We start from the raw sequence: 23,544 nt of genomic DNA, 5'->3' as shown, positions 1-23,544 counted from the left end.
TCACTCCTCCGTGTGCAGGTACCAGGCAAAGCCGTAGGGGTAGAGCTTTACCTGCCTGAGATCATCAAAGGTCCCGCCGTAGATCAGCTCCTCAAAGGGACCCTGGTCAGCGTTGGAGACGGTGACAAATTCCTGGCTGAAATTGAAGAAGGCGATGAGCTTGCGGCCCTGGTACCACCGGCCGATGCCCAGCACCCGGCTGTCCCCGGTGTCAAAGGTCCACATCTCCGCCCGGGCGTCGAAGGCGGGCTCTGCTGCCCGCAGCTCCTCCAGACGCCGCAGGCCGATGAACTGCTTGCCCTGGCGGGTGGTGGGATCGTGGCGCATCTTGGCCAGGTCCCACTGGAAGTCGCCCCGGTGGATGTAGCGGCTGTCGTCCCACTTCTCGCCGTCGTGGTGGTAGGAGTAATCGTTGAGCTGCCCCACTTCGTCCCCGCTGTACAGCACGGGGATGCCGCTCTGGGTGAGCATCCAGGCGTGGAGCATCAGGTCGCAGGAGATTGCCCGCTCCAGCTTGAAGGGGTCACGCTCATAGTCGGCGGCCTCCACTCCGCACAGGGAGGCGGTGGTGCCGCACAGCCGGGCGTCGCCCAGCCGGGGATCGTCGTTGTAGAGTTCGCCCCGGCTGTTGCTGCCGGGCAGCTTACCGGTAAAGAAATCATTGAGATACTTCTTGTGGGCGACCTCGTCGGTGCCGAAGTGCTCCTTCAGCCAGGGGTAGTCCAGGCCCCAGCCGATGTCGTCGTGGCAGCGCAGATAGTTGAGGAAGAGAAAGTCCCGGGGCAGGGCGCACACCGCGTCCACCTGGTGGCGCAGCAGGGACACATCGGCGGTGGCCAGGGTGTGCCAGGTGGTGGCCATGGTGGTCACGTTGTAGAGCATATGGCATTCCGGTTTGTCGGTGGAGCCGAAGTAGGGAGCCACTTTGGCTGGCTCCATGACCACTTCGCCCAGCAGCAGCACGCTGGGGCAGACGATCTCGCACACCATGCGCATCATCCGTACCAGGGTGTGGACCTGGGGCAGGTTGCGGCAGTCGGTGCCCAGCTGCTTCCAGATGTAGGGCACCGCGTCCAGCCGGATCACGTCGATACCACGGTTGGCCAGGTAGAGCAGGTTCTCGGTCATGTCGTTAAATACCATGGGGTTGGCGTAGTTCAGGTCCCACTGGTAGGGGTAGAAGTTGGTCATGACCACCTGCTTGCAGTCGTCCAGCCAGGTAAAGCTGCCGGGGGCGGTAGTGGGGAAGACCTGGGGCACTGTCTTTTCGAACTCCCGGGGGATATCCCAGCTGTCATAGAAGAAATAGCGCTCCCGATAGCCAGGCTCACCGGCCCGGGCCTTTTTGGCCCACTCGTGGTCCTCGCTGGTGTGATTCATGACGAAATCCAGACAGAGGCTGATGCCGTCCTTCCGGCAGGAATCCGCCAGATGCTCCAGGTCGGCCATGGTGCCCAGCTCGGGCTGTACCTTCCGGAAGTTGGAGACGGCGTAGCCGCCGTCGCTGCGGCCCTTGGGGCTCTCCAGCAGGGGCATCAGATGGAGATAGTTGACCCCGCACTCCTTCAGATAGGGCAGCTTCTCAGCCACCCCATTGAGGGTGCCGGCAAAGGCGTTGGTGTAGAGCATCATGCCCAGCAGCTCCCGGCGGCGGTACCAGTTGGGGTCGGCTTCCCGCTGGGCGTCCTGCACCCGCAGGTCCGCCTTGCGGTCCTCCCAGCTCCGGCGGAGCATCTGGGTGAAGTAGTCAAAGGCGCCCAAATCGCCGTGGTACAGCTCGCAGTAGAGCCACTTCAATTCATCGTAGTGCCGGGCCAGACGGTGCTCAAAGACGGAGGAATCTTCTCCGATCCCCACCTGGGCGGGGGTCAGGGGCGCTGCCGCCTTAGTTTTCTTTTTGGGTTTGGACGCCTTGGGGGCGGTTGTCTCCGCCGCCTGCTGGATCAGCCGGTCGGTCTGTCCGGCAGTGGTCGGGGCGGCTTCCTTGGTCTGCTTACGCTTCATGGGCGTTGTCTCCTTCCTCCAGCTCCGCCATGGTGGGCATGGCGGGAATGGCTCCGCTGCGGGAGCAGGTCTTGGAGGCCGCCCGGTTGGCAAAGGCAAGGATGGCTTCCAGTTCCGGGGCAGTCAGGCCCTCCAGAGGCTTTTCACCCCGGCGTACCAGACGGCTGAGCACCGCGCCCAGGAAGGTGTCCCCGGCGCCGTTGGTATCGGCCACAGTGGTGGCTACGCCGGGCACCAGGCCGGTCCGGCCCTGCCAGCGGTAAAAAGCGCCCTTGTCGCCCAGGGTCACAAGGATCAAGCGAATCCCTTCAGCCTCCAGCCGATGGGTTCCCTCTTCGGGGGCGTCGGTGCCGGTGATGAGAGGCAGCTCCTCGTCGGACAGCTTGAGCACGTCCACCAGGGGCAGGGGCTTCTTCATCCATTCTACCGCCTCCGCCTGGCTGTTCCACAGGGCGTCTCTGTAGTTGGGATCGTAGCTTACCAGCACACCGGCCTCCCGGGCTCTCTGTGCGGCAAAGAGGGTGGCCTCCCGGGCGGGACCGGCGGTCAGGCTGACCGAGCCAAAGTGGAGCACTTTGCTTCCGGCGATCAGCCCAGTGTCCACCTCTTCCGGCTTCAGGTTGCAGTCTGCCCCCCGCACAAAGCGGAAGGAGCGCTCGCCGGTGTCGGACACGGCCACCACAGCCATGGTGGTGGCAGCATCGTCGGTCCGCAGGCCAGACACGTCTACCTGGTTCTCAGTCAGTACCCGGGTCAGGTAGGCGCCGAATCCGTCCTGGCCCACCTTTCCGATAAACGCGGTATTGGCCCCCAGCCGGGCGGCAGCCACTGCTACGTTGGCAGGGGCGCCGCCGGGATTGGCGGCAAACAGCGGTACCTTTTGTTCATTGACCCCGGTCTGGGTCAGGTCGATCAATACTTCTCCAATGGCGGTAATATCCATCATGGACAATCCTTCCCTTTCTCCTTGAAATAGGTCCTCAGCCGTCCTCCCTGAGGGTAAGCAGCTGCTCCACCGGACCTTCCAGCCGGTCCTTCAGGCCGTATACCACATGGCTGACCACATAACGGCCGCCGTCCACAAATATCTCGATCAGATGGTCGTCTACAAATATATCCAGCTGGCAGCAATCCTCGCCCAGCGCCGGAGTCTGGGCGGTGGTCCGATAGTTGGGCAGATGGGGGAATACCTGGCTGCGGTCAGTGACGATCCGGCCGTCCTCCAGCGCAATCCGGTAGCCGCACACGTCCAGCACGTCCCCGGACCGAAGGGTGGTTTTCAGGCGGAAGGGACGGTTCCGCACCGCCTGGTCCCAGCTGCCGTCCACAGGACGGAAAAGCCCTTCTACATTGGGATGGGGGACAAAGCAAAGCTTGCCCTGCCGCAGCTCCAGTACCCGGGGCAGGCTCATCATGCCATTCCAGGGGCCCCGGCCGTCCCCAGGGTCCTCTGCCGCCTGGGGCATCCGCATCCAGGCGATGAGCACCCGACGGCCCTCCTGATCCACAGCGGTCTGGGGGGCATAGAGATCCAGACCATAATCTACAAACTGCATCGGCCCCTTGAGGGCCAGGGTGCAGGTCCGGTGGTCGAAGTCCGCCAGTCCCCACATGGCGTGGTGGGCATATTCAATCTCCGGTTGGGTGACGCCCATGGGGGAGCCCAGAAGCACAAATTCCTCCCCCAGCCGGACCAGATCGGGGCACTCCAGCATGGTGCGGAACTCCGGAGAGGAGTACTGGTTCACATAGTCCCAGTGTAGAGCGTCCCGGCTGCGGTAAAAGAGAGCCTTGCCCTGTTCCTTGCGGAAGGTGCTGCCCAGAATCATGTAATACTGTCCATCCTTTTCCCACACCTTGGGGTCTCTGGTGTCCTTGGGGTCACCGATGGATTCGTCGGTCAGTACCGGGATGATCTGCTGCTTGGCCCCCATGTTGTCAAAGGTCCGGCCGTCGTCGGAGATTACCATGGCCTGACTGGTCACAAATGCGTCGTTGGGGGGAATGTGGATATCCTCCTCGTTCTGCTGGAGGTAGCGCACGGCGGAGTAGTACAGATACAGCTTTCCGTCCCGTTCCAGAGCACTGCCCGAAAAAACGCCGTTCTGATCGTAGCTCTTGGTGGGATAGAGGGCTACCCCCAGGTGCTCCCAATGGACCAGGTCGCGGCTTACCGCGTGGCCCCAGTGCATGGTGCCCCACCGGGGGGCATAGGGGAAGTGTTGATAAAAAAGGTGGTACTCACCTCGATAATAAATAAAGCCGTTGGGATCGTTGATCCAGTTTCCCGGCGCTTTCAAATGCAGGGTATCTTTCCGCATGGGTGTGCTTTTTCTCCTTTCCCTGTAGCCCCTGAGGGCAATGCTGAAAGCCAGTATAACCGAAATTCTACCACAAGGGCAAGAGACCCTTGTGGTAGAATTGAACGGGTTTTGTTATTTGACTGCGCCGGAAACAACGCCGCCGATGATCTGCTTCTGGAGGATCACATAGAGGATGAGAATGGGGATAACGCACAGCAGCAGGCCGGCCATGATGGTGCCGTAGTCGGCGGAATAAGTACCGTAGAAGCTGTAGGTGGACAGGGGCAGAGTGAGCAGCTCCTTGTCGGTCAGCACCAGGGAGGGCAGCAGGTAGTCGTTCCAGAAAGCCAGGGAGTTGAGGATCACCATGGTGGCGATGATGGGCTTGAGCAAGGGGAAGACGATCTTGAAGAAGGTTTGCCGGTGGGTGCAGCCGTCGATGTAGGCCGCTTCCTCCAGGGCGATGGGGATATTGCCCTTGATAAAGCCGTGGAACATGAACACCGACATGGCCATGGAGAAGCCGGTGTGCATGAAGATCAGGGTGATGCGGTGGTTGAGCACGTTGAGGGTGCCGCCGTAGATGCTCACCAGGGGGATCATGATGGCCTGGAAGGGGATGATCATGGAGGCCACCATCAGGGCAAACGCGATCTTGGAGATCATATTGTTGCGGCGGACGATGTAGTAGGCCAGCATGGAGGACAGCAGGGTGACCAGCACGGTGGCCGAAACGGTGACGATGAGGGAGTTCTTAAAGGCATTGAGGAAGTCCATCTGGGTAAAGGCCTTCACAAAGTTGTCGAAGGACAGGCCCTTGATGGTAAACAGCCAGGAGAAGGGGTCGGTGATGATATCCCGCTTTTCCTTCAGGGAGTTAATGACCACCATGATGAAGGGGAACATATAGGCGATGAAGATGATGATCATGCCGGTCATGGCCAGCGCGTTGGCGACCTTGCGCTTGGTGCCGCCGATGGTCGAATTATTCATTACGCATCCACCTCACGTTTCTTGGTCAGGTACACCTGGATACCGCTGATGATGGCCACGATCACAAACAGGATCAGAGCCTCGGCCTGGCCCACGCCGAACTGACGGGAGGTAAAGGCCTTCTCGTAGACGTGCATGGCGGCCATCTCGGTGGTGCCGTAGGGGGCGCCGGCGGTCAGGGACAGGTTGACATCGTACACCATAAAGGCGCGGGACAGGGTGAGGAACAGGCAGATGGTGATGGAGGACATCATCAGGGGCAGGATGATGTGGCGCAGCTTGGTCCAGCCGGTGGCGCCGTCAATGCTGGCGGCCTCCATCACGTCCTTGTTCAGGCCCATAAAGCCGGCCACATAAATGAGGATCATATAGCCGGACAGCTGCCAAACGGAGACGAACACCAGGGCCACAAAGGCCAGGGTGGGGTCGGACAGCCAGGAGGCGCCGAAGAGCTCCCAGCCGGTGGCCTCGCCGATGCCCACGAACACGCGGGAGAACACGAACTGCCAGATGTAGCCCAGCACCAGGCCGCCGATCAGGTTGGGGGTGAAGAAGCCGGCCCGGAAGAAGTTCTGGCCCTTAAAGCCACGGGTCAGCAGGTAGGCGATGGCAAAGGCCAGAATGTTGACCACCACTACCACGACCACCACATATTTGAAGGTCAGCAGCAGGGAGGACCAGAACTGGCTGTCTTTCAGTACGCTGAGGAAGTTGGCGCCGCCGATGAAGTTCTTTGTATCAGAGACGCCGTTCCAGTCGGTCAGGGTCAGGTAAATACCGTAGATAAAGGGGATGATTACCACTGCCGCGAAACAGAACAGGCCGGGCAGGGCAAATCCGCAGAAATCTTTTCCTCCGCTTTTTCTTTTCATCCTAGCTCCTCCTTATTGCTGCTCGTCCCAGTAGGCCACGATGGAATCGATCAGCTCCGCCCGGTCGCTTCTGTCGGCCAGATACTTCTGCAGGGCGGCGCCCAGGACGGACCAGTGGTCGTTGGGGACAATGGCGGACGCGTTGAAGGCCTTGCCCTCATGCACCCGGCTGTAGATATCCCGGCTCAGGGGATCGGAAGGCTCATAGGGGTTGTTCTGGAAGGGGGGGATGATCTTACAGGTCTTGACCAGCATCTGCTGGCCGATCTCGCTGAACACGATCCAGTTCAAAAACTCCTTGGCCGCGGCCTGCTCCTTCTCCGTGGCCACAATGCCGTCCAGCATGATCTGCTTGGAGGGAGAGGCCTGGATCTGCTGGTTGACAAAGTCGTCGGGGTCGTTGTTCATGAAGTAAGGCAGGAAGCCGTACTCGTCGTCCTCCTCGGCGTCGGCCTCGGCCAGGTTGGGCCAGGCCCAGTTGCCATTGAACCAGAAAGCCGTCTTGCCGTCGGCCAGGTCAATGGCCATCTCGTCATAGTCGGCGCCCAGGGGGTCCCGGTAGGCCACGTTGTACTTCTTCAGGATGTCAAACATATCCAGGAACTGGGACATACGGTCATAGGTGGTCAGATCCAGCTGACCGCCCTTAATGAGGTTGATACACTCGGCAGCGCCGTCGGAGGTGCCGTCGTAGGTCTCGTAGATGTACTGCAGGTGATGGGCGCCCAGGGACCAGTCCTCCATAGCCAGGGAGATGGGGTGCTCCATGCCGGCTTCCACCAGCCGGTCCAGCAGGGCCACAAAGTCGTCCTGGGTCCGGATGGTGGTGGGATCAAAGGGCTCGCCCAGAGTCTCCTCGATGACTTCCTTGTGGTAGATGATGCCGCGGCCCTCAATACAGAGCGGGAAGCTGTACACTTTGCCGTTGATTTCAGTGGTATAGCCCTCTGCCTCGGCGATCCAGGGCTGGTCGGACAGGTCAGCCGCCTTTTCCTCAGCCAGGGCGATGACGTCAGTGGTGTCCAAAATGGACAGCGTGGGGGGATTACCGGAGTTGTACAGGCTGACTACTTTGGTATAGGGGGAGTCGCCGTCAGTGACGGGCATGACTTCCACGTGTACACCGGACTTTTCCTCGAAGGCCGCCGCCATTTCCACCAGAGCGGTCTGGATCTCGGCCTTGGAGTTGAGCAGGGTGATGTTGGTGCCGCTCAGGGACGGGTCGTACTCAAAGGTGTCCACCGACATATCGATGGGCTCCACCGCTTCCACCGCGTTGGGGTCGTCCGGATCGCTGGCAAAGCCGAACCGGCATCCCGACAGCATTCCAGCCATCAGGGAAGCCGAAAGACCCAACGCAATGAATTTGGTCAATGCGTGTTTCTTCATTGTCTCTCCTCCTGTTTCCTCTTTTTTTCTTTGAATTTGTGACGAAAGAATATAAAAACCGGTTATGTAACCGGTAATGGAACCGGTTATTCTTAAATAATATTACTCCTTGTGATGAGCTTCCGTCAATGCTTTTCCCCCGCTGGAAATATTTTTGTAAAATCCGCCTCATTTCCAGTGCTTGAAATTATGCACAATTACACCCAGCTTCCCCGAGACCAAGGGATTGCATCCATTTCTTCTCTTTGCTATAATAAAATTCAATCAATTCCGAGAAGAAATCGCGCATTTATCTTCAAGGTTTTACCAGCCGTGTGTTCTGTCTGCGCCAAAGCAGATTGGTACATGACCTCGGCAGATTGAAGGGCTTGATATGGAAGAGAAAAAAAGAGTGACCTTTGACGACATTGCCAGATATACCAATTTTTCCAAGACAACCATATCCAGATATTTTAACGACCCGGATTCTTTGACGGAGAAAAGCCAGCAAATCATTTCCGATGCACTGGAGAAGCTGGATTACCATGAGAACCGGGTGGCCCGCATTCTGGCCATGGGAAAGACGGAATTCATCGGCGTCATCGTCCCCGAGTTTTACCACCGCTTTTATTCAGAGGTGCTCAACCAGATTCTGGCCACTTACGAGACCTTTGGCTATAAATTCCTGGTGTTTATCGGCAACAATAATAAGGAGAGCGAGCGCCGGTACATCAAAGAGCTGCTCTCCTATCAGATCGAGGGCATGATTGTATTGAGCCACACCCTCTCCTCCCAGGAGTTGGCTCAGTTTCAGATCCCGGTGGTGGCCATCGAGCGGGAGGACCAGTTCGTGTGCAGCGTGAATACCGACAATGAGGCGGGAGGACGGCAGGCGGCTGCCCTGCTGGAGGAGCAGCAGTGTGATATTCTCATCCATATCAACTCCCCTACAGATCCCCGCATCCCTGCCTACGGGCGCATCCGGGGGTTTGAGGATTATTGCCAGACCAACGGTCTGGCTCATGAGGTGATTCTGCGGGAGCTGGACCGGTCCTATGAAGAGGACCAGGCCATCCTGCAGGACATTCTGAGGGAATGGGACAAGAAATACGCCCGCAAGAAAATCGGTGTGTTTATGGCCAACGATACTACGGCCAACACCCTGCTGAACCTGATTATCCGGCGGTATGGTTATCTGCCCAAGGAGTATTGCATCGTTGGGTTTGATAACTCGCCCACGTCCAGAGAGGCCATTATTCCGCTCAGTACAGTTGGGCAGCAGGTGGACCGGCTGGCCCATGAGGCGGTCCAGCTGTTGGTGGACCAAATCAAGGTCCGCAAACAGGGAAAGCCGCTGGCGGAGTCGGCCCCCGTCCATAAAATTGTCCCTCCTGTCCTGTTCCGGCGGGCCACCGCCGGAGGCGTGGATGTAATCTGAGGGCTGAACGATAAAAACCGGCGGACTGCTGTAACAGCAGTCCGCCGGTTTTTTATCGCACGTTCTGGCCGGAACTTCCGGGGCGGCAAGAGACAGTCGAAATGTTCCGCTGAATGAAGGGAAAGGAATGGAAGCAGCAGACGAAGAGGAACTGTCTGATATTTGCCGCAGCGGGGAGGCAGTTCCGGGGGCACAGCGTCAATATTCCATGACGATATTGCCTTCCAGATCGACGATCACACGTTGTTCATCCTGGGTTTCCGCCTTGGCATAGCCGTCGGAATAATAGGCGCTCACATCCTGGATACCCTTGTCGTAGGGGACATACAGGATCTCCATATCCTCATTGACAGCAACAGTGGCGTAGTCCTCAGTGCCGCCAATGCCGGTGATGTTGCCCTGATCATCCTTGAGGACGGGCGCCGGACCCACATAGACCCCGTTCTTGATGGCCAGGGAGCCGTCCATGTGGGAGTGCTCGTAGGCGTCGGTGGGGAAGAAGGTCTCGCCTTCGGCGTTGATGAAGTTGAAGTCGGTACCGCCCCGGCTGGAGAGGTGGGAGGAGACCTCCACCCAGTCGGTGTTGTTGAAGTTGCTGGTGATGGTGGAATAGTGGCTGTCGGCTACATCAAAGACCACGTTGCCGCTCTTGTCGATGAGTTGGTTTTCCACCACCGCGATGCCGTTGTCGGCGAAGGGACCGCCCCGGGAGCTCAGGCCCCGGATGACGATATTGCCTTCCACATCCATGTAGCCGTACTCAGAGTACCCCTTCGGGGTGTTCTTGAAATCAAAGCTCACCATGCCATTGGATACCTGGACCAGATAGTAGTCCTCCTGGGGTTCAATGACATACTCAAACTGATCGTTGATGACGGCCTTGTTGTCCACCACGGCGTAACCGTCGTCGGAAAAGGCGGTGAAGCTCTCTTCCTCCCGGGGCTCAAAGACGATCTCCCCGTCCTCCAGGTAGAAGTAGCCGGTGCCCAGTTTGGTGCCGTCGGCCTCACATACCGTCCCCACGGCGATGCCGTTGGCGGAGAAGGCCAGCTCGTCAAAAAAGCGCATGAAGATATAGTCCGAGACAAAGTTGCCCTCCCGGTCAATGAGGCGGAACTCGTCGCTGTTGCTGCCGGTGCGCACAAAGGCGGTACCGTTGACTTGGAAATCACGGGCAAAGGTATACTGAGGCTCGATTACCCATGTCCCCTGGAGATTTTTGTAGCCGTATTTTCCTGTCTCGCTGTCCTTGGCGGGGGTCATGCCGTACTGGAACAGGGCGTCGGGATCGTAGGTGTCGGTGTAGGAGGCGTTGCCGCCGGCCGGCTCCGATCCGCTGGCGGAGCCGGAGGGGGACTGGCCGGAGGACTGTCCGCAGGCGGAGGCCAGCAGAAGCAGGCTGCTCAGCGCTGTCAGTGCAAAAACTTTTCCGGTTGTGCGCTTCATAGTGTCAGATCTCCTTTTCAGATAGGGTGGCTTACTCCAGAAATTGGGGTAGCTTTTTCAGGGCTCGCTGGGCCCGTTTTTTGACCCGCTCGTAGTCGATATTCAAGCGAATGGCAATTTCTCTGATGGTGTGTCCTTCAAAGTATTTCAGCTGCAAGATCTCACGGTCCAGTTCGGGGAGCCGGGCCAGCGCCTGACGGAAGTGCTCCTGTTGTTCCCAGACTGCGATGGGATCATCAGGTGGGTCTGCCGACTGTGCTGCCAGCCATTGCTGCTGATTTTGCCTCCAGCGCCGAATGGCTTTGCGCTCGGAGATGGCCGTCAGATAGGCTCGCAGACTTCCTTTTTCCGGATCGAACTGCTTTCTTTGCAGATAAAAGTCAGAAAAGGTATCCTGCACGCAAATATGAATATCCTCGTCGCAATCCAGCTTTTGAGCGGCGGCAAAGCGAACCGGCTCCCCGTAGCGCTTCCACAGCAGGTCCATACCTGCAATGGGATCAGCATCCAACAGTTCCAGCAGCTGTCGATCGTCCAAGTGTGTCCCTCCCTTCCACATACTAATTGCAGGCAAAAGGGAAAAAGGGGACAGATGGACAAAAGATTGGGAAAAATCCGCCTCCTTCCAATGGGGGAGGAGGCGGATCTGATAGAGGTACTATGGAATGGTGACGGGGATATCGAAGGGGTGGTTCCAGCGTAAGACAGGATCGGTAAAGGTAAGGTCTGTGGCATAGAGGCCGGGTGCGTGGCGCAGCAGCAGGCTGGTCAGCCGGGGTTCACCCTCCTCAAAGACATATTGTCGCTCGCAGGCGCCGGAAAAGTAGGCCTCGTCGGTCAAAAAGAGCTGAAGACCCACATCTACCAGGGTATAGTCCTCCATGTCGGAGTGGAGGGAGAGGTCCAGCCGGGATACCAGAGGGGCCTCCTGGGGCTGGTTGATTCCGCCGGAGGGGTAAGTGATGACGGCGGCGGCAAACTGCTCCAGGATGGACGGGTCGGTCCCTATCCCGGTGATGGATGACAGCTCGATCCGGCCTGAGAAGCAGGTATAGACCGGTCCCACAGGCAGAACCTGCCCCTGCTGCTGGGGCAGGGGAATGGCCATATGCCAGCTTTCCGGCGCCGTCAGGTAGAGGTAGGGGACATGGAGGGTGTAATCCCCGGCGGGGATGTCTCCAAAGTTCCAGTCACTGGCGTCGTTCTGCCGTCCGGGCTGATATTCTCCCTCATATACGGTGCCGTCGGCGGCCGTCAGGGTAATGGGCGCGTCCGTGGCGCCCAGAGCAGTCAATGGGCTGCGGGTCAGCGTGCTGGTGGGAATCATATATTTGTCGGAGGAGGCGGGGGACAAATTAAGAACCACTGCGCCGTCGGTCCGGCGTGGCGTGGCGGTAAGGCTGTAGTTTCCCGATGTGCCGGTATAGGAAGGCCGCTCCGGTTCCGGCTGTACCGTCATGGAAATGGTGAAGGGGTGGTTCCAGCGGTAACAGAGTTTTTCCGCAGGCAGAGAGAGGGTGGCCTGATCCAGCCCGTTCAGTGTGCCTACCACATAGCCTCGGAACTGGGTATATTGCCCGTCCGAATCATAGACCGGCTCTGTCCATAGACCGGCCTCCACATTGTGGTAGGTCGTATTGTTCAGTATCACAGTGCCGGCCCCGTCCTCCAATACCGGAATGGCTGCCGGGACACGCTCCGGGTCCTCTCCCTCCCAGGTGGCCTCCGTAGCCCACCAGGTGTAGCCAGCCTCGTCATAGGAGTGGGAAATGGTGCTACAGTAGGCGGTGACGTCGTCAATGGAGAAGGGGCGATCCAGAGTCAGCGTACCGCCGGGCAGGGAGAGGGAGGCCGGTGCTCCGTCAGAAGCAGAGAGGGACAGCTGTACCGTGGGGGAGTCTGTACCGGCGGCTGGATATTGATAGACATAGGGGACGTTGAGCACATAATCCCCCGGCTCAGCAGGGCCGAAATACCAGTCCAGATAGGTATCGCCATTGAAGGTAGAATAAGAGGCGGGCTCGCCCTCCAGTACGGTGCCGTCCGGCGCGGTAACGGTGATAGGCAACTGAGGTCCTCCGTAGTCGCTCCAGATCCCTTTGGTCAGGGAGGGAGAGGTCTTGAATGGGCCGGTGTTCAGCGGGTGGATGGAGACCACCAGCTCCCCATTTTCAAGCCGGGGCACCGCCAGCAGGCCGCCGTCGGCCTCAGTCACCGAGTAGAATCCGGCCTGCTCCAGGGCAGTTTCCTCCGCGGCCACCAGGGTGATGGGCAGGTCGGTACCATCCAGGGTCAGAATCAGCTCCAGGGAGGAGGCGGAGGACTGCGGCAGATCTCCCTCATAGATCAGCCGCAGGGAGTAAGCTCCGAGAACGTCCAGCCCGTTCTGGCTGATGGAGATGGGCTGGAGGTTATCCAGGCCGCTGAGAGAGATATCCAGAGGCGTGAGGTAGGGACTGGTTTGGCCGTACAGGCTCAGATCGGCCAGGAAGGAGCCGTTCTGCCAATAGGCGTCCTCCAGATGGATCTCGTACAGCTCACCCTGAATGACAGCGCTTTGCTCCAGAATGTAGGTGCCGGCCTGAGGATCGGAGTCAACGCCGTAGCCGGACACGAAGCCGAAGTGGCGCAGGATCATGTAGGCGCAGGCAGCCAGCGCGGCCAGGATGAGGGCCACCAGCAGACCCAGGGACAGCGCCCGCAGCAGCTTTTTCAGACTGCGCTGCTGCCGCTTTTTCACCGTCTCATAGGGCAGGCCCAGGGAGGCGGCGATCTCACGGGCCGTCAGTCCGCCGTAATATTTCAGGTGGATGATCTGTTGGTCTACCGGGTCCAGCTCCGACAGGGCCCGCTCCAGTTCATCCTGCTGTTCTATATGTGCGAAGGGGTCCGCTGGTTCCTCCGGCGGTGGTGAGGAGGAACGCTCCCAACGGCAATTTTCCTGGTACCGGCGGATGGCACACCGCCGGGCGATGACGGCCAGGTATCCTTTCAGGGTGCCCTTGCTGGGATCAAAGTGGTCCCTCTGTAAGTAGAATTCCGAGAAGGTCTCGTTGACACACTCCTTGATATCTTCGGCACTTTGAAGATAGGTGCGGCATACTGACCAAAGCAGGCCGCTGTACCCTTCGATCAAGTCCGCCATGCCCTGCTCCGGATCCCGGTCCAGAAGGACCAGCAGCTTCCGGTCCTGCTCCATGAACACATCGCCCCTTTTCCTGAGAAGCTTTATTTATGTATTATCTCATAAGCTGGAAAATGGGACAAGTGCTGGAAATCAGAGCGCAAAAAATAAAAAGACCTGCCATCCGCAAAATGCGGATGGCAGGTCTTTTTAGAAAGCTTACAGATAGCTCTTCAGCTTCTCCACCATGTCGGTGTGCTCCCAGGGCAGATCGATGTCGGTACGGCCGAAGTGACCGTAAGCGGCAGTCTGCTCGTAGATGGGACGGCGCAGGTCCAGCTTCTCGATGATCTTGGCCGGACGCATATCAAAGCACTCGTTGACGATAGCGGACAGCTTCTCCTCGGAGAGGACGCCGGTGCCGTAGGTGTCCACCAGCACGCTGACGGGGTGAGCCACGCCGATGGCGTAGGCCAGCTCGATCTGGCACTTGCGGCACAGGCCGGCAGCCACCAGGTTCTTGGCGATGTAGCGGGCCATGTAGGCAGCGGAGCGGTCCACCTTGGTGGGGTCCTTGCCGGAGAAGCAGCCGCCGCCGTGGGCAGCGGAACCGCCGTAGGTGTCCACGATGATCTTACGGCCGGTGAGGCCGGTGTCGCCCACAGGGCCGCCCACCACGAAGCGGCCGGTGGGGTTGACGTAGAACTTGGTGTCCTTGGTGATGTACTGAGCGGGGATGATGGGCTTGATGATCTCCTCCACCACGGCCTCACGCAGGTCCTTCAGAGCGATATCGGGGTCGTGCTGGGTGGACACCACGATGGCGGGGCAGGAGAGCACCTTGCCGTTGTCGTCGTACTCCACGGTGACCTGGCTCTTGCCGTCGGGGCGGAGCCACTTCAGCTTGCCGGCCTTGCGCACGTCGGTGAGCTGGCGGGACAGCTTGTGGGCCATGGAGATGGGGGCGGGCATCAGCTCGGGGGTCTCATCGCAGGCATAGCCGAACATCATGCCCTGGTCACCGGCGCCGATGAGGTCGGCGGCGTCGGTGCCGCCCTCCTGGTGCTCAAAGGACTGGTTGACGCCCATGGCGATGTCGGGGGACTGCTCGTCAATGGCGGTCATAACGGCGCAGGAGCGATAGTCAAAGCCGTAGGCGGGATCGGTGTAGCCGATGCGCTGCACGGTGCGGCGGACAATGGAGGGAATGTCGGTGTAGTGGCTGGTGGTGATCTCGCCCATTACGGTGACGATGCCGGTGGTGGTGAAGGTCTCACAGGCCACATGGGCGGTGGGGTCGGCGGCCAGGATGTCGTCCAGGACAGCGTCGGAGATCTGGTCGCACACTTTGTCGGGGTGACCCTCGGTAACGGACTCCGAGGTAAACAGACGGTTTGCCATTGGTAATTACCTTCCTTTCTAAGCTGGAGCAAAAACGCGCTCCGCCGGACGGCGGAGCGCATTGGGCTCTTCCATCCTCATCTTTCGATTTCCTCGCCGGATTTGGCACCTTGCAGCAAAGCAGGTTGCCGGGCTTCATCGGGCCGTTCCCTCCACCACTCTCGATAAGGCTATTCAATTGACTGTGGGTATTTTATCGACTTTTTCCCACTTTTTCAATAGACAAAAACCGGGCTTTGTATAGAGTTAGAAGAACTTGCTTCCTCAGGCCTTCCAGCCATTGAGATAGTCCACCTGCTCCGGGGTGAGCTTGTCGATGGCAAAACCCATGGCGGCCAGCTTGACCCGGCCGATCTCGTCGTCGATCTCGGCGGGCACCTGATAGAGCTTCTTCTCCAGGGTGTCCTGATGCTTGAGAAGCCACTCCAGAGCCAGGGCCTGGACGGAGAAGGACATATCCATGATCTCGGCGGGGTGGCCGTTGCCGGCAGCCAGGTTGACCAGGCGGCCCTCGCCGATGACGTTGAGCACCCGGCCGTCGGGCAGGGTGAAGCCCTCAATGTTATCCCGGCGCAGTTCACGCTTGACAGCCATTTCGGCCAGTCCCTTCACATCCACCTCGCAGTCGAAGTGACCGGCGTTGGTGAGGATGGCGTTGTGCTTCATAACGGCAAAGTGGCGGGGAGTGATGACGTCCTTGCAGCCGGTGACGGTGACAAAGACATCGCCGTACTTGGCGGCCTCATCCATGGGCATGACCCGGAAACCGTTCATGGTGGCGTCCAGTGCCTTGAAGGGGTCCACCTCGGTGACAATGACGTTGGCGCCCAGACCGGCGGCCCGCATGGCCACGCCCTTGCCGCACCAGCCGTAGCCGGCCACCACCACGGTCTTGCCGGCCACCACCAGGTTGGAGGTATGCATGATGGCGTCCCACACGGACTGACCGGTGCCGTACTTGTTGTCATAGTAGTGCTTGGCCTTGGCGTCGTTGACCGCCATCATGGGGCAGGGCAGGATGCCCTCCCGCTCCCGGGCCTTGAGGCGCAGAATGCCGGTGGTGGTCTCTTCGCAGCCGCCGATGAGGTTTTCGCCCAGATCGGCGCACTTGCCGCCCAGCAGATCCACCAGATCACCGCCGTCATCGATGATGAGATGAGGCTTGAACTTCAGGGTCTCAATGAGCAGATTCTCATAGTCCTCCCCCATAGCGCCGTGGATGCCGAAGGTCTCTACGCCCATATCGGCCAGACCGGCGGCTACGTCGTCCTGAGTGGACAGGGGGTTGGAGCCGGTCAGATGTACCTGAGCGCCGCCCTTGGCCAGCACATAGCCCAGATTGGCAGTTTTGGCCTCCAGATGGACGGATACGGCCACCCGCAGACCGGCAAAGGGCTTCTCCTTTTCAAAACGGGCTTCGATGCCGCCCAGAGCGGGCATAAAGTCCCGCACCCAGTTGATTTTGCGGCGTCCAGAGGGGGCCAGGGAAGGATCTTTTACAATACTCATGTCATTAACCTCCTTGGGGGGGCGCTGAGGGGCTGGGCCCGTCCCAGAAATCAAGGGTAAGCAGGGGCTTGGTTTTCCGGAAAGCCTGGACCCGCTGGTGCAGGTCCAGCAGCTGCGCCTGGGTGGGTGAGGTTGGCCCGCCGTAAGCGGGGCAGGTAAAGAACCAGCAGAACTTGGCTCCGCTGCCGATGATCCGATCGTAGTACTCCTCAGTGGCTACCCGATCCGCATTTTCCGCCGTACAGCGGCAGGCCACGCCAAAGGGGAGCCTGTGCGTCCGCAGCAGTACGGAGGCACGCTCGGCGTCCAGCGGGTCCACATCCACCTGAATGGCGGGGAAGAGGTTGCGTACCCGCAGCAAATCCTCACACAGTGAGGGGGTAATGGAGGTGGGCGGTGTAAACACGGCGAATACACAGTCGGTGTGCTTGTTGCACAGAGCAATGATCTCCTCCTGGCGGGCCAGGGGATTGCCGCCGCTGAAAATAAACAGGTGGCAGCCTCTGGCCTTGCGGGCCTCCAGCTCCTCATCCAAACTGTCGAACTCCATGGAGGGGCGCACGCCGAAAATGGAGGCGCCGCAGCCGGTGCAGTCCATGGTGCAGGGGAAGGAGGGGTCAATGATCACCGACCAGGGTGCCTCGGACTGCCCAAGTTGACCGGACTCTTTTTTTGCCGGCCAATCCAGCAGGTGGCCGTGAATGATAAAGTTTTCAAAGATCTTTTTCAGGATACTATTATCAATATCGGTATACATACTGCGGATCAACTGGTGCCAGTTGTTGTCCGGGTCGGTCATAACCTGGTGGAACAACGCCTGATAGGGAGGAGAGAGTCGTTCCCCAGCGTATTTGTCCAGCCACTCCATCAGCCTGGGGAGGTTGGCATCCGGGTCGCGATCCAGATAATCCAAGGCTTTGGAGATGCCAAACGCCTTGAGCCGGGCCGGAATGCTCATTGATGTATACCCTCCTTTCGCCCTGTAGTAAGAAGAAGGCCCGTCCCCCAAAAAGGGCAGGGGACAGCCTGTCCATAATAATCTATAGCATATCATACCGGTTTGACGTCCGCAATGCCATAGACAAAATGGGAATCCTGTCAATATTTCCGACAGAAGGAGCGGAATGTCTATGAAAGCAGCGGATTTCCATTCTGACGATATACAACAGCCCATTCCTGTGGTATACTAAATAGAATCATTACGGATAGCCTGCAAACGAGGAGTGAGCCTATGCGCACCGGTCTTATCACATTCCATTTTGCTCATCACTACGGCGCTCAGCTCCAGGCCCTGGCCACCATGAAGGCCATTCAGCGCCTGGGGCATGAGTGCCAGATCATTGATTACCGCCTGCCCCATACCACCCGCACCAATCAGCTGTTCAAGAAGAGCACCTCTGTGCGGGATATGGCGTCAGACGCCCATACCGCCCTCCATTACGCCGCCTTCCAGCGCCGGTTCCAGCGCTTTGAGGCCTTTGTGGCGGAGGAGATGGAGCTGTCTCCCCAGCGGTATACCGATTTCAGACAACTTCAGGACGCGCCTCCGGCCTACGATGTCTATGTGTCGGGCAGCGATCAGATCTGGAATCCTTACATTTTCCAGACCAAGCAGTTTGACCCCGCCTTCCTGCTGGACTTTGTGCAGGAGGGCCGCCGCATTGCCTATGCCCCCAGCCTGGGCGTGCCCCAACTGCCGGAGGACAAGGCAGCGGAGCTGAAGCGCTTTCTGGCACCCTTCTCCGCCCTGTCGGTCCGTGAGAAGCGGGGCCAGGTGCTGGTGCGTCAGGCAGCCGGCCGGGAGGCCCGGGTAGTGCTGGACCCCACCCTGCTGCTGAACGGCGAGGACTGGGGCAAGCTGGCCGCGGCCCCCAGACACCAGGGGCCTTACATCCTGTGTTACTTTGTCTCCGATCCCGGAGAGGCGGCCCCCTATGCCCAGGCGCTGTCCAGACAGACGGGGTGGCCCATCGTCCAGCTGGCGGGAGCCCGCCGGAAGATCGACGGGGCCAAGGAGATCGTCTTTGACGCCGGCCCCCGGGAGTTCCTGGGCCTGTTCCAGCACGCCGCCGCAGTGGTGACCAACTCCTTCCACGGGGCGGCCTTCTCCCTCCAGTTCAAGAAGGATTTCTTCACCTCCATGTCCCCCAAGGAGCGGCGGGAGCCCACCTTCTCCCGGATCTACAGCCTGCTCTCCCGGCTGGGGTGCGCCGACCGCATCATCGGTCTGGATACTACTGCGCCCATCGACGCCAAGATGGACTATGACCAGGTTTACGAAAAGCTGGAGGCCGCCCGGGCGGACTCCCTGGCCTATCTGAAAGCGGCGGTGGAGGGCACCGCTCTTCCGGAGGAAATGGGCGCGGCCCAGGAGCGGGCCAAGCCCAATCTGTGCAAGGCGGAGGACTGCACCGGCTGCACCGCCTGTGCCGCTGTCTGCCCGGTTGGGGCCATTGAGATGAAACCCGACCATGAGGGCTTCCTGCGGCCTGTGGTGGGGGAGAAGTGCATCCTCTGCCGCAAGTGTGAAAACGCCTGTCCCGCCCTGACTGAGCCGGTAAAGGGCCCCGATCCCAACTGCGCCCACGGGGTGTGGAACAAAAATGACGAGGTGCGCTCGGGCAGCTCCTCCGGCGGCGTGTTCTCTCTGCTGGCCGGCCATGTACTGGACCAGGGAGGCGTGGTGTACGGCGCTGCCTTTGACGGCTACATGGCAGTGCGCCATACCTGTGCCGCCTCCATGGAGGAAGTGGCCGCCATGCGGGGCTCCAAGTATGTTCAGAGCGATCTTGGGGAAACCTTCCATCAGGTGAAAGAACAGCTGGAGGCGGGTAAGCCGGTGCTCTTTACCGGCCTTGCCTGCCAGGTGGACGGTCTGAAGCATTACCTGGGCCGGGATTACGACAACTTGCTCACCTGCGATCTGGTGTGTAACGGCGTACCCTCTCCGGCGGTGTTCCAGGCCTATCTGAAAAAGCTGGGGATGGAGCACGGCGCGCCGGTCACCGGGCTGCGGTTCCGGGACAAGGCCCACGGCTGGTCCCACTCCCATATGACGGTCCGCTTTGCCGACGGAGGCAGCACCACTACCCCCCTCCATCGTACCACCTTTGGCCGGGGCTTCGGGATGCAGCTCTTCCTGCGGCCGGTATGTGCCAAGTGCCGGTATACCAGCGCCAGCCGTCCGGCGGACCTGACTCTGGGTGACTTCTGGGGCCTTGACCCCAAGCTGAAGCTGCCCACTGACCGGGAGAAGGGTGTTTCTCTGGTTCTGGTCAACAGCGCCAAGGGACAGAAGGTCTTTGACGCTCTGGCGGACAAGCTGGGCCAGGTGGAGCGGCCTCTGGCCGAGGCTGTGGCGGGCAATCCCCGGCTGGCCTCTCCTCTGACCCACAACGCCAAGCGTGGGGCCTTCTTCGCTGCCTTTGCCGCCATGCCCTTTGAGCAGGTGGAGCAGAAATACCTGACCCCGCCTCCGCTGCCTTACCGGGCGGCGGCCAAGGTTCTCACCCCCAAGATGAAAGAGAAGATCCGCAAGATCCTGAAATAACGGATGGAAAGTTTACAAATTGTTTGGGAATTTTCTCCCTGGCCCTGCTAAACTGGGCACATTGAAGATGGGGCGGGTATTCCGCCCATCGGGAGGTAATGATCTTTGAGTGTGATTCAACGCTGGCTGGACCGGTTCTGTTATAAGCATCCCCGGTTCGGTATCCCCAACCTGATGCTGGTGGTGGTCATCGGCAATGTTCTGGTGTGGCTGCTGGATCAGTTCAGTCAGGGCTTTTCCCTGTCGTCCGCCCTGTGCTTTGCGCCCTACTATATCATCCACAAAGGCGAGATCTGGCGGTTGCTCACCTTTATCTTTGTGCCTACGACCAGTAATCTCTTTTTCCTGGCCATCTCCCTGTATTTCTACTACTGGATCGGCTCCATCCTGGAGCGGCAGTGGGGCGTGACCAAGTTTACGGTGTTCTACCTGCTTGGGGTGGTGCTTAATATCATTGCGGGCTTCCTGGTCTATCTGTTTATCCCTCTGCCCGTGGAGACCGCCACTATGCACTACGTCAACCTGTCCATGTTCTTCTCCTTTGCCACCCTGTACGGGGAAATGCAGGTACTGCTTTTCTTCGTGATTCCGGTAAAGGTCAAATGGCTGGCCTGGCTGGACGCCGCTCTCTTTGCCTACGACATCATTTACAACCTGGTGCAGCTCCCCACGGTCGGGATGTTTGCACTGGCGGGCATCGTGGCTCCCATCGTGGCCATCCTCAACTACCTGATCTTCTTCTGGGACGACCTGATGGCCAGCCTGGGACGGGTGAAGCGGCAGACGGCCCACCGCCATTCCCGCCAGACCGTCAACTTCAAGCAGGCTACCAAGCACGCCCAGCAAACCAAGGGTTATATCCACAAGTGCGCCGTCTGCGGCAAGACCGACACCGACTACCCCGACGAGGAGTTCCGGTACTGCTCCAAGTGCAACGGCTACTACTGCTACTGCTCAGAGCATATCCACAACCACGTTCATATCGAATAAAAGATACGCAAAGGGCTCCCATCGGAATGTTCCGATGGGAGCCCTTTTTCATGCCGTTTTACCGCTTGCTGAGCCGGAGCACCAGAGCGGCGCGGTCGTCCGCCGCGCCGGCCTGCTGATCGCTCTCGTCAATAAGCTCCTGGGCCAGTTCCCGGGGGCTCTGGCCGTCAAAGGCGGCCAGCTTGTCCCGTACCCACTGGTCGGGCTGTCCGCCGGTGACTCCGTCGCTGATAAGCAGTACGCAGTCTCCCGCCTCCAGTTTTAGGTGGGTTACATCGGGGGCGCCGCCCTCGCCGCCCGCCAGCCCGGCGGGGAGGGCGCAGCCGGTAACCCGGCTGACGGCGGTCCCTTTTTTTACATAGCTGGGGGCCGCGCCGTATTTGTAGATGTCGCCTTCGCCGGTGAAAAGATCCACCCGCAAAAGGTCGATGGTGGTGAAGCCGATTTCATCCTCACCCCGGAGGGCCAGGGCGGAGCTGAGAGTCCGCAGGGCATTTTCCGGCCGCACGCCCGCCCGGAGGAACTGCTCCAGTAGCCGCACCGCCAGGGTGCTCTCCCGCTGGGCCAGCCGTCCGGAACCCATGCCGTCGCACAGCAGCACATAGAGGGCGCCGTCGTCGTGTTTAAACCAGGCCCCCGTATCACCCGACACGGTTTGCCCGTCCTTCTTTCGGGCGGCCACCCCGGCCACCGCCATCAGCGGCTCGCTTTGCACCAGCACCAGCCTGTCCCGGCGGCCCTCCTCCACCAGCCGGAGGGGGAAGTTCATCAGCTTGGCCAGCTTGTCCACCTGGCTGCTCTGCCGCAGGGGAGAGAGCCCGGCCCCCTCCAGCTCTACCCGTAAGTGGCCCGCTTCGTCGTAATACACGGCTAGCTCGCACTCCACGCCCTGGGCGGTGAGATATTGCCTCAGCCGCTTTTCCCGCAGCGGGTCGGGGATGAGCTCGGCGCTCAGCTCCGCCGCCGCCGTGCCCAGCACCTCAGCCAGCTCGCCGTACTGCCGGCAGACCGCCGCCCGATTCTCCCGCAGACGGCTCTGGTACTGCCGCCGGTAGAGCAGTCCTGCCAGCTCCTCGTTGACGGCGGTGAGGAAGTCGGCAAACTTCATGCAGCGGTTGGAGAAATAAGCGGGGAAGTCGCCCCCCTCGCCCCGGCCCCGCTCCAGCATGGCGGGCAGGGCGTCGTTGAGGGCGTTGTAGGTGGACACATAATCCCGCTGCCAGCAGGAGGTCTGGAGCGGGCAGCGCTTGCACACCCGGTCCGCCGCCCGGTCAAAGATAGCGGCAGTGTCGTTATCGTTGGGACGTCCGGTGTGGAGGGTACCCCGCATGGATTCGTACAGACTCTTGAAGGCGGCGGCGGTGTCCTCCATCCGGCCCTTTACATAGGCCATGGCTCGCTCCTGAGTGCCGTGTTTGGGCTCCCGGGCCACCAGGGCGCCCACCTGCCGCAGCAGCTTGTCCGGCAGCAGGAGAAAGACTACCGAGGCGGCAAACACCTCATAGAGCAGAGGAATGTGCAGTCCGTCCTTCCAGGTCCACAATACCGCCAGAGCGTTGGACAGTACATAGGCCAGGGTGGCGGCCAGCTTGCCCTGGCGGTGGAACACGCCGGTCATCACCCCGGACAGGGCGTAGGCCATGGCGTAAAAGGGCATCCCACCGGTGGACAGGTCCATACCCAGACCAACCGCCACGCCGGCGGTGGCGCCGATGCTGACGCCTCCCTTGTAGGCCACCGCCATCACCGCCACCGCGGCGGCAAAGCGGCCTACCGACAGATCCCCCAGCAGGGTCAGCTTGGACAGGGTGAGCAGCAGGGTACCTAACAGCAGCAGCAGGCTGATGGTCTGCCGGGCGGTCAGCCCCTCCTCCTCCCGCTTTTCGGTCCAGGGGGTGAAGGCAATGCGGTAGAAGTATACCGACGCCCCACACAACAGCAGTTCAGTGCCGAAGAAGATCAAACTTTCCGGCGTCCAGCCTTGGTCGGACAGGTAGATGAAGCCGGTAGCCCCGTCGATGGCGGCGGCGGCCAGCGGCATAAACCAGCTCTTCCGGTAGGCCCCTACGTCAAAGAAGGCGAAGGCCACCGAAAAGACCAGCACACAGGCCGCCGCGTACCGCAGGCCCTCCACAAAGCCCTCCATGGTCAGGTAGCCGAAGCAGGCCCCCAGCAGGGCGCAGAAGCCGTCCAGCCCGGAGCCGGAGGCTCCCACCAGTCCCAGTCCAAAGGGGGCGTACCCCCCGAAGATTTCCGCCCCCGCCAGCAGGGCCCCCAGCAAAAAGCGGATGACGCATTCGGCAAAGCGCACCAGCGCCGGGGCACGGAATACCACCTTTCCCGTCTCCCGGGCCTCCTCCCGCAGCCGCGCCGCCTTGGTTTTCAGCTTCTCTTTTGTTGCCATGGTCCCTGTCTCCTTTGCTTTGGGGCGTATTTGCCCTTCCGGTATCAGAGACAGTGTAACCCATAAGCTGGAAAAATATGGTCGGAACACGGCGCGGTTTTGGGTTTGGTCTGTGTTGGTTGAAACCAGATGCTCGTTTTTT

16 protein-coding genes and 1 riboswitch are annotated in these 23,544 nt (G+C 60.0%); of the genes, 3 read left to right on the top strand and 13 right to left on the bottom strand.

Annotated features, from left to right (window positions below; genetic code table 11):
• The 6 genes from B5E56_RS01355 to B5E56_RS01330 form a co-directional block, all read right to left on the bottom strand.
• A complete protein-coding gene (locus B5E56_RS01355; protein WP_164496865.1) occupies positions 1-2,004 on the bottom strand; it encodes an alpha-amylase family protein in 2,004 nt (667 codons plus the stop codon).
• Complete coding sequence (locus B5E56_RS01350) at positions 1,994-2,950, bottom strand: carbohydrate kinase family protein (protein WP_206404947.1); 957 nt, start codon at positions 2,948-2,950, stop codon at positions 1,994-1,996. The genes B5E56_RS01355 and B5E56_RS01350 overlap by 11 nt, the downstream gene beginning before the upstream one ends.
• A gap of 34 nt (positions 2,951-2,984) precedes the next feature.
• On the bottom strand, positions 2,985-4,325 hold the full coding sequence (locus B5E56_RS01345) for a glycoside hydrolase family 32 protein (RefSeq protein ID WP_087387992.1): 1,341 nt from the start codon (positions 4,323-4,325) through the stop codon (positions 2,985-2,987).
• Positions 4,326-4,439: 114 nt separating this feature from the next.
• Positions 4,440-5,300 (bottom strand): carbohydrate ABC transporter permease, encoded by an 861-nt coding sequence (locus B5E56_RS01340; RefSeq protein WP_087387990.1) that lies wholly within the window; start codon positions 5,298-5,300, stop codon positions 4,440-4,442.
• Positions 5,300-6,172 carry a carbohydrate ABC transporter permease gene (locus tag B5E56_RS01335; RefSeq protein ID WP_087188255.1) on the bottom strand — a complete coding sequence of 291 codons (873 nt, stop codon included), beginning with the start codon at positions 6,170-6,172 and terminating at the stop codon, positions 5,300-5,302. Before B5E56_RS01335 ends, B5E56_RS01340 begins: the two co-directional genes overlap by 1 nt.
• A gap of 12 nt (positions 6,173-6,184) precedes the next feature.
• Entirely contained in the window at positions 6,185-7,561 is a 1,377-nt protein-coding gene (locus tag B5E56_RS01330; RefSeq protein ID WP_087387988.1) for an ABC transporter substrate-binding protein, read from the bottom strand.
• 373 nt (positions 7,562-7,934) lie between these two features.
• On the opposite strand from B5E56_RS01330, the gene B5E56_RS01325 reads away from it, so the two are divergent.
• Positions 7,935-8,978 carry a LacI family DNA-binding transcriptional regulator gene (locus B5E56_RS01325; RefSeq protein ID WP_087188257.1) on the top strand — a complete coding sequence of 348 codons (1,044 nt, stop codon included), beginning with the start codon at positions 7,935-7,937 and terminating at the stop codon, positions 8,976-8,978.
• A gap of 198 nt (positions 8,979-9,176) precedes the next feature.
• Here the strand turns inward: B5E56_RS01325 and B5E56_RS01320 are convergent, their stop codons facing one another.
• The 6 genes from B5E56_RS01320 to B5E56_RS01295 form a co-directional block, all read right to left on the bottom strand.
• A complete protein-coding gene (locus tag B5E56_RS01320) occupies positions 9,177-10,424 on the bottom strand; it encodes a WG repeat-containing protein (protein ID WP_087387986.1) in 1,248 nt (415 codons plus the stop codon).
• Between the two features lie 31 nt (positions 10,425-10,455).
• Positions 10,456-10,962, bottom strand: a complete 507-nt coding sequence (locus tag B5E56_RS01315; RefSeq protein ID WP_158098634.1) for an RNA polymerase sigma factor — start codon at positions 10,960-10,962, stop codon at positions 10,456-10,458.
• A gap of 120 nt (positions 10,963-11,082) precedes the next feature.
• Entirely contained in the window at positions 11,083-13,623 is a 2,541-nt protein-coding gene (locus B5E56_RS01310; RefSeq protein WP_143383108.1) for an RNA polymerase sigma factor, read from the bottom strand.
• A gap of 144 nt (positions 13,624-13,767) precedes the next feature.
• Positions 13,768-14,949, bottom strand: coding sequence for a methionine adenosyltransferase (gene metK, locus B5E56_RS01305; protein ID WP_087387980.1), 1,182 nt, complete (start codon positions 14,947-14,949; stop codon positions 13,768-13,770).
• Between the two features lie 74 nt (positions 14,950-15,023).
• Positions 15,024-15,120, bottom strand: a riboswitch (SAM riboswitch).
• Between the two features lie 93 nt (positions 15,121-15,213).
• Positions 15,214-16,458 (bottom strand): adenosylhomocysteinase, encoded by a 1,245-nt coding sequence (locus tag B5E56_RS01300; RefSeq protein WP_087387978.1) that lies wholly within the window; start codon positions 16,456-16,458, stop codon positions 15,214-15,216.
• A gap of 4 nt (positions 16,459-16,462) precedes the next feature.
• The gene (locus B5E56_RS01295) at positions 16,463-17,416 is read right to left on the bottom strand and encodes a radical SAM protein (protein ID WP_087387976.1); all 954 of its coding nucleotides are present in this window, start codon (positions 17,414-17,416) and stop codon (positions 16,463-16,465) included.
• 273 nt (positions 17,417-17,689) lie between these two features.
• Between B5E56_RS01295 and B5E56_RS01290 the strand changes: the two genes are divergently transcribed.
• Both B5E56_RS01290 and B5E56_RS01285 read left to right on the top strand, forming a co-directional pair.
• Positions 17,690-20,008, top strand: coding sequence for a polysaccharide pyruvyl transferase family protein (locus tag B5E56_RS01290; protein WP_087387974.1), 2,319 nt, complete (start codon positions 17,690-17,692; stop codon positions 20,006-20,008).
• A 111-nt stretch (positions 20,009-20,119) separates the two neighbouring features.
• The gene (locus B5E56_RS01285; protein ID WP_242958717.1) at positions 20,120-20,998 is read left to right on the top strand and encodes a rhomboid family intramembrane serine protease; all 879 of its coding nucleotides are present in this window, start codon (positions 20,120-20,122) and stop codon (positions 20,996-20,998) included.
• 58 nt (positions 20,999-21,056) lie between these two features.
• Here B5E56_RS01285 and B5E56_RS01280 read toward each other — a convergent pair whose 3' ends face one another.
• The gene (locus tag B5E56_RS01280; protein ID WP_087387972.1) at positions 21,057-23,402 is read right to left on the bottom strand and encodes a SpoIIE family protein phosphatase; all 2,346 of its coding nucleotides are present in this window, start codon (positions 23,400-23,402) and stop codon (positions 21,057-21,059) included.
• Positions 23,403-23,544: the final 142 nt, after the last annotated feature.

Source organism: Flavonifractor sp. An112 (assembly GCF_002161085.1).
GTDB classification, from domain to species: Bacteria; Bacillota; Clostridia; order Oscillospirales; family Oscillospiraceae; genus Flavonifractor; species Flavonifractor avicola.
The sequence above is the reverse complement of the archived record's forward strand: the minus strand, read 5'-3'. Positions and strand labels throughout refer to the sequence as shown.